Here is an 8,174-nt window from a genome sequence, read left to right on the forward strand (position 1 = left end):
GCCGGCTTGGCGTCGGACGTGCCGCCATCGGCGCGCAGCTCGGCCAGCGTGGCATCGGAGTAGGCGCGCTTCTCGCCGCGCGGGCCGGTTTTCTTCGGCACCACGGGGGCGGCGGCGCGCACTTCCGTTGACGGCGGCATGACGATGGCCGACGTTTGCGCGCCACCGGACTCGCCCGTCGGCGGCAGCACGCGCAGGATCTCGTCGACCTTGATGTCGTTCGGATTGCTCAAATCATTCCACGTCACCAGGTCGCGGTAGTTCTGGCCATGCTCGAGGGCGATGCGCAGCAGGGTGTCGCCGCGCTTGACCCGGTAAAAAGCGGGATCGCGGTCGCGCGGATCGCTGGCGGCGGCACTGGTGACCGACGGCTGGCGCTCCACCACCGGCGCCTGGACGCCCGTCGTGCCGCAACCGCTCAACAGGGCGGCCAGGGTGATGCTGCATAGAAGTACGTTACTTTTCTTAATCATTCGCATGTATTTGTAGGTCCTGCTTGCTATCTGATCCGGGGATCATATGGTGCCCGGGCGCAAAGGCACGAAATGGCAATCTTCCAGGGTCTGACTGGTCCATTCCATTTTCCCCACCCGGGTAATGAGTTGTAAATGCTGCAATTTCGCGCCCACTGGCGCAACCAGACGCCCGCCCACTGTCAGCTGTTCCAGCAGCGCTTGCGGGACTTCCAGGCCGGCGGCGGCAAGGATGATCCCGTCGAAGGGCGCCGCCTGCGGCAGGCCAAGCATACCATCTCCGTACTGCAAACGCAGATTTGACACGCGCAAGGGGCGCAAATTGGCCTTCGCCAGCTCGTGCAAAGGCCGGATGCGCTCGATCGAATACACCTCTTTCGCCACCAGCGACAGCACCGTGGCCTGGTAGCCGCAGCCCGTGCCGATTTCCAGCACGCGCTGCAGGCTGCCGCCATTGCGCATCACTTCGATCATGCGCGCCACGATGTATGGCTGCGAAATGGTCTGGTGGTGGCCGATGGGCAGCGAAGCGTCGATGTAGGCCTGCGACGCCAGCGCCTCGTCCATGAACATGTGGCGCGGCACGGCCTGCATGGCGTCGAGCACCACCTGGTCCTGCACGCCCTGCCTGGCGATGCGCGCCACCATGGCGCGCCGCACGGCATCCGAGACCAGCGGATTTTGCCGCGGCGCCGCCGCTACCGCTGGCTGCGCGCGCTCATTGGCGATGGCCTGGGCGCGCGACGGGGCAATGACCGCCGGCGCGCCATACACGTGCTGGCTGCCCCGGGCCGCGCTTTGCGCCGCATTCTGCGTGGCCGTCTGCGGCGTGGCGATCCTGGACTGCGCCAGCGACTGCCCCCCGCCCTGCCTGGCGGGCTTGCCGGCCAGCGAATCGAGGGACAGGGGGAAGGTGCGCGGCTTATCGGTCATGGTGAGCGGTCATCGTGAGCGTTCATGGAAGGCGGTCATGCCAGGCCTGTCGCCAGTGCATCGAGTTGGGCCGTATGCGTCAGGTCGATTTGCAGCGGCGTGATCGAGACTTGTCCTTGCGCAATCGCGTGGAAGTCCGTGCCGGGACCGCCGTCCTTGGTGGCGCCGGCAGGGCCGATCCAGAAAATTTCGCGGCCGCGCGGATCGAGCGCGCGGATTACCGGCTCGGCCGAATGGCGCTTGCCCAGGCGCGTGGCCACCACGCCCTGCAATTGCTCATAGGGAATCGCAGGAATGTTGACATTCAACAGATACGGCTTTTGCAAGGCATCAAAACGGCGCTCGACAATCTCGCGCGCCACGCGGGCGGCCGCATCGAGGTTGGCCCAGCCGAATTCGGACTGGGAAAAGGCGATGGCCGGAATGCCGAACAGAAAGCCTTCCGTGGCGGCGGCCACCGTGCCTGAATACAGGGTATCGTCGCCCATGTTCGGGCCATTGTTGATGCCCGACACCACCAGGTCGGGCCGCTCCATCAGCATGCCCGTCAGCGCCACGTGGACGCAGTCGGTGGGCGTGCCGTTGACGAAATAAAAGCCGTTGGCGGCCTTGTGCACGGACAAGGGCCGGTCCAGGGACAGGGAATTGGAAGCGCCCGAACGGTTGCTGTCCGGCGCCACTACCACGATCTCGGCAATGGGCGCGAGTGCATCGGCCAGTGCCGCCAGGCCGGGTGCGAGGTAGCCGTCGTCGTTACTGATAAGAATTCTCATAACGAGATTTTACCCGAAGCAACGTCAACACTGCGCATGCACGCGGCCATCGGCAGCAATTTTTATATCGGCGCACCGCCGGGGCCGCAATGCTCAGCGCGGCTCGATGCCCGCCTCGGACAAGGCCCCTTCCAGCGCCTGCACTTCGTCTTCCTGCAAGGCCAGCAAGGCATCGAGGTCGCCTTGCAATTTGTACATGCGCTTCAGCTGCGCCATGCCCCGCTTGCGCAGCTTGCCCGGCACGCCGGGGCGCAGCAGGCAAGCCCTCAAATGCTCGGCAAGTTCGCCCGCCTGCACATACTGCTCGCGCTCGATCATGCCTTGCAGCATGGCGATCATGCTGCCCAGCGTCTCGGGTTCGGTGGCATCGTGCCCGCCGGCGCGCCCCGCCAGGATGGTTTCCTGCAGATGCCGCGCGCCATCGAGCACGCTGTCGGCATGCGCGGCCACCTTGCCGGCCGCGCCACGCGCATTCAGCAGCCGGTCACTACCGCTGAGCACGGCATCTTCCAGCAGGCGCGCCGCCTCGCTGTCGCCCTGCTGCTGCAAGGTGCCGGCCAGCTGCTTCTTGCTGTGCAAGGTATCGAGATGGTCTTCGCCCAGCAATCGCGCGTGCACTTCCAGCACCTGCTCCTGGACGCTGCGGGCCGCATCGAGCTCGCCGCGCCGCAGCAGCGCCTCGGCCAGCTTGCGCTGGCTCATCAGGGTGTCCGGATGGTCGAGCCCCCGCGTGCGTTCGCGCGCCGCCACCTGGTCTTCATGCAGCTGGCGCGCGCCGGCCCAGTCGCCCTGCCCGGCCACAATATCGGCCAGCAGATCGCGCGTGGCCAGGGTGGCCGCATGGTCGCCGCCCAGGCGCCGCTGCTGCGCCTGCAGGACGGCGCCCAGCAGGTGGCGCGCGCCATCAAGCTCGCCCATCCGTCCCAGCGCCTGCGCCAGGGCCAGCTTGCTGCGCAGGGTATCGCCGTGCTCCGCGCCGAACAACCGCTCGCGCGCCGCCACCACCATGGCCAGCACTTGCCGCGCCTGCTCCAGCCGGCCCATGTGCAGCAGGGTCGTGGCACGGCCGTCCATCGCGCCCAGGGTCAGCGGGTGTTCTGGCCCCAACACGCGCGCATGGCTGGCCAGCACGGCATCCTGCAGCAGCAGCGCCGCCGCCAGTTCGCCCTGCTGCATCAAGGTTTGCGCCAGGCAAGCCTTGGCCGCCAGCGTGTCGGGATGCTCGTCGCCCAGCAACCGGCAACGCACGTCGACCACGTCCTCTTCCAGGAAGCGCGCCTCGTCCAGCTTGTCCACCTGGCGCAGCAAACGCGCCATGCCGCTCTTGCCGGCCAGGCTGTCCGGATGCTCTTCACCCAGCAGGCGCACGCGGATCTCGACGCTTTGCCGGAAGGCGTCGAGCGCCTGCGCGCTGCGCCCGTCTTTCCGGTACAACTCGCCAAGGCGGGCCAGGTCGCGCGCCAGCGGCAAGGCCACGGCGCGGCCCGGTTCCGCCTGCAGCGCCTGGCGCGCTTCGCCGATCGCCGCCAGCAAGGCGATTTCACGGCTCGACTGCCAGGGGAAATAGCCGCCCGTCAGCCAGTGCAGGAATGCTTCGAAGGTCCGCGTGAGGGAAAAGCGGTCGCCGCCCTGGTCGATGCGCACGGCCAGCTGCTCGCCATAGGCAAAGGTTTTCGTCTGCTGCAGCTGCACTTCGTCAAAGTAGCTGTCGAGGGCGATCTGCGGCAAGCCGTACGAGGTGCGCAGCAGGCGCTCGAACATCGGCTGGAAGCCGGCGATGCCCTTGTGCGCGTCGCCCCGGCGCCATTCGGCGCGCTGCGCGCCATCGCCCATTTCTATGCGCGACGGCAAGGGATACACCAGCAGCGGGCGCTGCTCGTCTTCATGGCTGCGCCGGTATTCGATGGCCCGCGTGACGAGCGCATCGACGCCTTCCAGGCTTTGCCGGTTGGGCGTGAAGACCACCACGAGCTTTTTCGGCAGCAAGGTGGTGCAGATGCCGGCGCTGTCCGTGCGCCCCGTGCGCGAATCGACCAGCACATAGCGGAAATGCCGCGCCAGGGTGTCGGCAAAGCAGCGGAACAGGGCCGGGCAGGCGTCGAACAGCTGGTCCCAGCGCATCTTCGCCAGGCGCTCGCTGTAGCTGGCGTCGAAACAGCCTGCGCGCATCAGGTACAGCGGGCTGCCCTGGTCAACGCGCACCACGTATTGCTGCCAGTCGATGGCGTCGAGCACGCGCTGCGCCAGCGCCACGTCGGCGCTGCCGGCGTCATGGCCATGCGCGCGCGGCACCGGCGCCTCCAGGCTGAAGCGCTCGAGCTGCTGGCGGCACGCTTCGAAGAATTCCAGCACGCCCGGGCGCTCCTCGTGCTGCTCGAAATAATGGTGCAGGCCGGGCGCTTCCATGTCCCAGTCCAGCATCAGCACGGGCACGCTGGCGTTTTCGCGCCGCGCCAGCAGCACGGCGATGTTCGACAAGGCCATGGTGCGGCCCGTGCCGCCCTTGTAGGAGTAGAAGGTGACGACTTCGCCAGGGGCGCTCAAAGGCGGTAGGGACAGGCGTTGGCATTCCATGACAGGACCTTTTACGTGGATTAACGTGGAAAGTGCGGCGGCGGGACGGCCCGCCACTCCGACGGAATGGCGGGCAGCACGAAGCGGCTGCAATCGTGGCCGGGCGGTGTCGAGCGCTTGAGCAAGTGGTAATGCATGGCGATACGCTGCACGATGCGTTCGATGTCGGGCAGGTATTGCGGGTTGGATTTGAGGTCGCCGCTGGCCAGCGTGTAGCCGGAAAAGTCCACGTACAGGCCGGACTCCGTGATTTGCGGGGGCAAGCCATCGGGATGGCGCGTCATGATGATGGGAATGATCAAATGGCTGGGCAAGTCGTACCAGGCGCGGCGCTCCTGCTCGATCAGCTGCATGGCTGCAAACTCGCGCCGGGTGTAGCCATGCGCTTCGTACTTGGGCGTGTACAGCACGATCATGCACACGCTCTGGCACATGGCGCGCGCCACGCGCCGGTCGATATCGTCGCCGCCGCCCAGCTGCTCGCTGTCGATGAACAGGACTTCCTCGCGGTCCAGGTGCGGCTCCAGGTAGCAGGCCAGCGCCTCGATGAGGTCATTCTTGAACTTGTTCATGAACGCATATTGGCCGTGCGCGTAGCTCAAGAAACAGCCGTAGCGGATATCCATGGCATCCCCCCGTTCCCCGTGCGCCCGTGCGGCCTGCCATCGCCGCGCCCTGATCCCACAAGGCATGCAGTCACTGTAAACCGCTGGGCAACGGCCTGTTTGCGCTGGCGCAAAGATGTGTCCGGCGTCCTGGACACCAGCAACAATGCCAGGATCTGGCACGATCACGCCGATTTTTGGCATGCCGGGCGCGCAGGCAGGCTGTGCGCGGCTGCGCCAGCGGCTTGATTCCAAAGGGAAATTTATAAACGGGGAATAGCCGGCGCGGGCGCGCCGGCCAGGACAGTTATTGCGCGCGCGGAGGCAGGTTGCGGAAGAACTCGACCACTTCAGCCGTGTCGCGCGTGCGCTTGAACGGCGGCAGGCTTTGCCAGATGCGCTTGCCGTACGGCTTGGAAATGAGGCGCGGATCGCAGATCATCAGCACGCCACGGTCGCCCTCGTCGCGGATCAAGCGGCCCGCGCCCTGCTTCAGGTTGATGATGGCTTCCGGCAGCGAGTGATGCATGAAGCCATTCTTGCCCTGCTTCTCCATCACTTCGATGCGCGCTGCCAGCACGGGGTCGTCGGGCGGCGCGAATGGCAGCTTGTCGATGATCACCAGCGACAGGGCATCGCCGCGCACGTCGACGCCTTCCCAGAAACTCTGGCTGCCGATCAGCACGCCATTGCCGGCGGCGCGGAACTGGTCCAGCAATTCCGTGCGGCCCCGGTCGCCCTGCACGAACAGGGGGAAGTTCAGGCCGCGCTGCTTGAATTCATCGGCCAGGCGCTCGGCCGCGCGTTTGACGGCGCGCAAGGTGGTGCACAGGAAGAAGGTGCGCCCGCCGGCCGCCTCGATGATGGGCAAGGCGCAGTCGATGACGGCGTCCGTGTAGCCCAGCGAGTTCGGCTGCGGCAGGTTTTGCGGCACGAACAGCAAGCCTTGCTGGCCATAGTCGAAGGGACTCGGCCACGTGTGCGACGGTTCGCCCGTCAAGCCCATCTGTTCAGAGAAATGCTTGAAGTCGTTTTTCACGGCCAGGGTGGCGGACGTGAAAATCCAGCTGCGCGGCGTGCCTTCGCGCTGGTTGTTGAAGATGGGCGCGATCGACAGCGGCGTCTTGTGCAGCTGCAGGGAGCTGGAAAACGCTTCCACCCAGAACACGGCTTCCTCGCCGGCCGCCACCTTGGCCTTGGGATCGAACTTCCAGCCGCTCAGCTGCTGCGCCAGTTCAACGCCGCGCACCCTGCACTGCTCCAGGGTTTCCGCCCGTTCCGCCTGGGTTTCCAGCACGGCCACCATGCCATCGAGCTCATCCTTGAGCGTGTCGAGCGCGGGGAAAAAGTCGCTCGACGGGGCGATTTGCGGCAGCGACAGGCGCACGATGTCCTGCGGGAAGGTCAGACGCAGGTCGCGCGCGGCCTTTTCCACCACCGTGACGGTTTTGGCCCAGTCGATGCCGCGCGCATGCGCCAGGCCCTCGGCCAGCACGTCGCGGCACAGCTCCAGGATTTGCGAGGTGGACACCGTATTGCCAAAGAATAAAGTGGCCGTATCGGGCAGCTGGTGCGCCTCATCGAAGATGATAGTGTTGGCCGAGGGCAGCAATTCGGCCACACCCGTGTCCTTCAAGGCCACGTCGGCAAAGAACAGGTGATGGTTGACCACCACCACGTCGGCCTGCTGGGCTTCCTTGCGGGCCTTCATCACAAAGCAATCCTGGTAATACTGGCACTCGGCGCCCATGCAAGTGTCGCGCGTGGACGTCACCAGGTTCCAGATCATGGCGTTTTCCGGCACCTTGGCCAGTTCCGCCTTGTCGCCGGAGCTGGTCATCTTGATGAAGCGCGAAATTTCGCGCAAATGCCCGACGTCGTCGCGCGACGTCATGCGCCCGTTCTGCAGGGTGCGTTCCAGGTGGTAATGGCAGACGTAGTTCGAGCGGCCCTTCAGCAGGGCCACGGAGACGGGCGCCTGCAGCGCCGCGCGCACGGTTGGAATGTCGCGCAGGAACAGCTGATCCTGCAAGTTCTTGGTGCCGGTGGACACGATGGTCTTGCCGCCCCACATCAGGGCCGGTACCAGGTAGGCAAAGGTCTTGCCGGTACCCGTGCCCGCCTCGGCGATCAGGGTCGTCTGGCTGTCGATGGCGCTGGCGATGGCCTTGGCCATTTCCGTTTGCGAACGGCGCGGCTTGTAGCTGCCCACGGCCGGGCCCAGCGGGCCGCCGGCGCCAAACAGGCGCTCGATGTCGGCGTCGTGCTTGCCCGGCGCGGCCTGGGGTTCGGCTGGCGCGTCGGAAATCTGGCCATCCGGGCTTGCGGGCAATAAATTGTGATCGGTCAAAATATACTTAAGTGAAAGCTGGGCCGGACGCTACTGGCGTCCCTCAGGCTGGAACATCGGGCACCAATTGCATTCTGAGCAATGTGATGTGATCTTTTAATTGCAATTTGCGCTTTTTCAGACGGCGCAGTTGCAGCTCGTCATGATGGCCATCGAGTATCAGCAGCTCGATAACGGTATCGAGGTCGCGATGTTCAACGTCGAGTTCAATCAGGCGCCGCTCTATTTGCTGTGCATCGCTCATGTGTGGCGTTCCAGGCAATGTTGGTCAACAGGCGTGCCTGGCGTACGCAAATACGCCAGCCGCCATCTGCGCCGGCTTTGCCGGCGAGTGCGTAGTTTAACCTGCCGCGCGGGATACGGCACGCCATTTCCGGCGCGCCGTCCCGGCGCCGGTCAATTCGCGGGAGGAACGGCCGGCGCTGGCGCGCTGGCCGCGGCGGCAGCCTTGGCGGCCTTGGCGGCG

Annotated in this window: 7 protein-coding genes; all 7 read right to left on the minus strand. The window is 65.7% G+C overall.

Annotated elements, in window-relative coordinates:
* Positions 1–473, minus strand: a 473-nt coding sequence (locus tag JaAD80_RS28255) for a LysM domain-containing protein (protein ID WP_146012583.1), incomplete at its 3' end; no start/stop codon positions are given.
* Between the two features lie 42 nt (positions 474–515).
* On the minus strand, positions 516–1,406 hold the full coding sequence (locus JaAD80_RS28260) for a protein-L-isoaspartate(D-aspartate) O-methyltransferase (protein WP_102299475.1): 891 nt from the start codon (positions 1,404–1,406) through the stop codon (positions 516–518).
* A gap of 35 nt (positions 1,407–1,441) precedes the next feature.
* Entirely contained in the window at positions 1,442–2,179 is a 738-nt protein-coding gene (surE, locus tag JaAD80_RS28265; protein ID WP_102299477.1) for a 5'/3'-nucleotidase SurE, read from the minus strand.
* A 93-nt stretch (positions 2,180–2,272) separates the two neighbouring features.
* Entirely contained in the window at positions 2,273–4,723 is a 2,451-nt protein-coding gene (locus JaAD80_RS28270) for a tetratricopeptide repeat protein (RefSeq protein ID WP_180979638.1), read from the minus strand.
* A 50-nt stretch (positions 4,724–4,773) separates the two neighbouring features.
* Positions 4,774–5,379 carry a toll/interleukin-1 receptor domain-containing protein gene (locus JaAD80_RS28275; RefSeq protein ID WP_102299481.1) on the minus strand — a complete coding sequence of 202 codons (606 nt, stop codon included), beginning with the start codon at positions 5,377–5,379 and terminating at the stop codon, positions 4,774–4,776.
* 286 nt (positions 5,380–5,665) lie between these two features.
* A complete protein-coding gene (locus tag JaAD80_RS28280; protein WP_374755288.1) occupies positions 5,666–7,708 on the minus strand; it encodes an ATP-dependent DNA helicase in 2,043 nt (680 codons plus the stop codon).
* Positions 7,709–7,751: 43 nt separating this feature from the next.
* Positions 7,752–7,952, minus strand: coding sequence for a YdcH family protein (locus JaAD80_RS28285; protein WP_102299483.1), 201 nt, complete (start codon positions 7,950–7,952; stop codon positions 7,752–7,754).
* Between the last annotated feature and the right edge of the window lie 222 nt (positions 7,953–8,174).

Origin of the sequence: Janthinobacterium sp. AD80, from assembly GCF_002878455.1 — a bacterium.
Taxonomy (GTDB): Bacteria; Pseudomonadota; Gammaproteobacteria; order Burkholderiales; family Burkholderiaceae_D; genus Janthinobacterium.

Bases quoted from the DNA above. Each gene is read 5' to 3' on its own strand.
- surE (WP_102299477.1), bottom strand. From the start codon at position 2,179: ATGAGAATTCTTATCAGTAACGACGACGGCTACCTCGCACCCGGCCTG.
- JaAD80_RS28260 (WP_102299475.1), bottom strand. From the start codon at position 1,406: ATGACCGATAAGCCGCGCACCTTCCCCCTGTCCCTCGATTCGCTGGCC.
- JaAD80_RS28275 (WP_102299481.1), bottom strand. From the start codon at position 5,379: ATGGATATCCGCTACGGCTGTTTCTTGAGCTACGCGCACGGCCAATAT.
- JaAD80_RS28285 (WP_102299483.1), bottom strand. From the start codon at position 7,952: ATGAGCGATGCACAGCAAATAGAGCGGCGCCTGATTGAACTCGACGTT.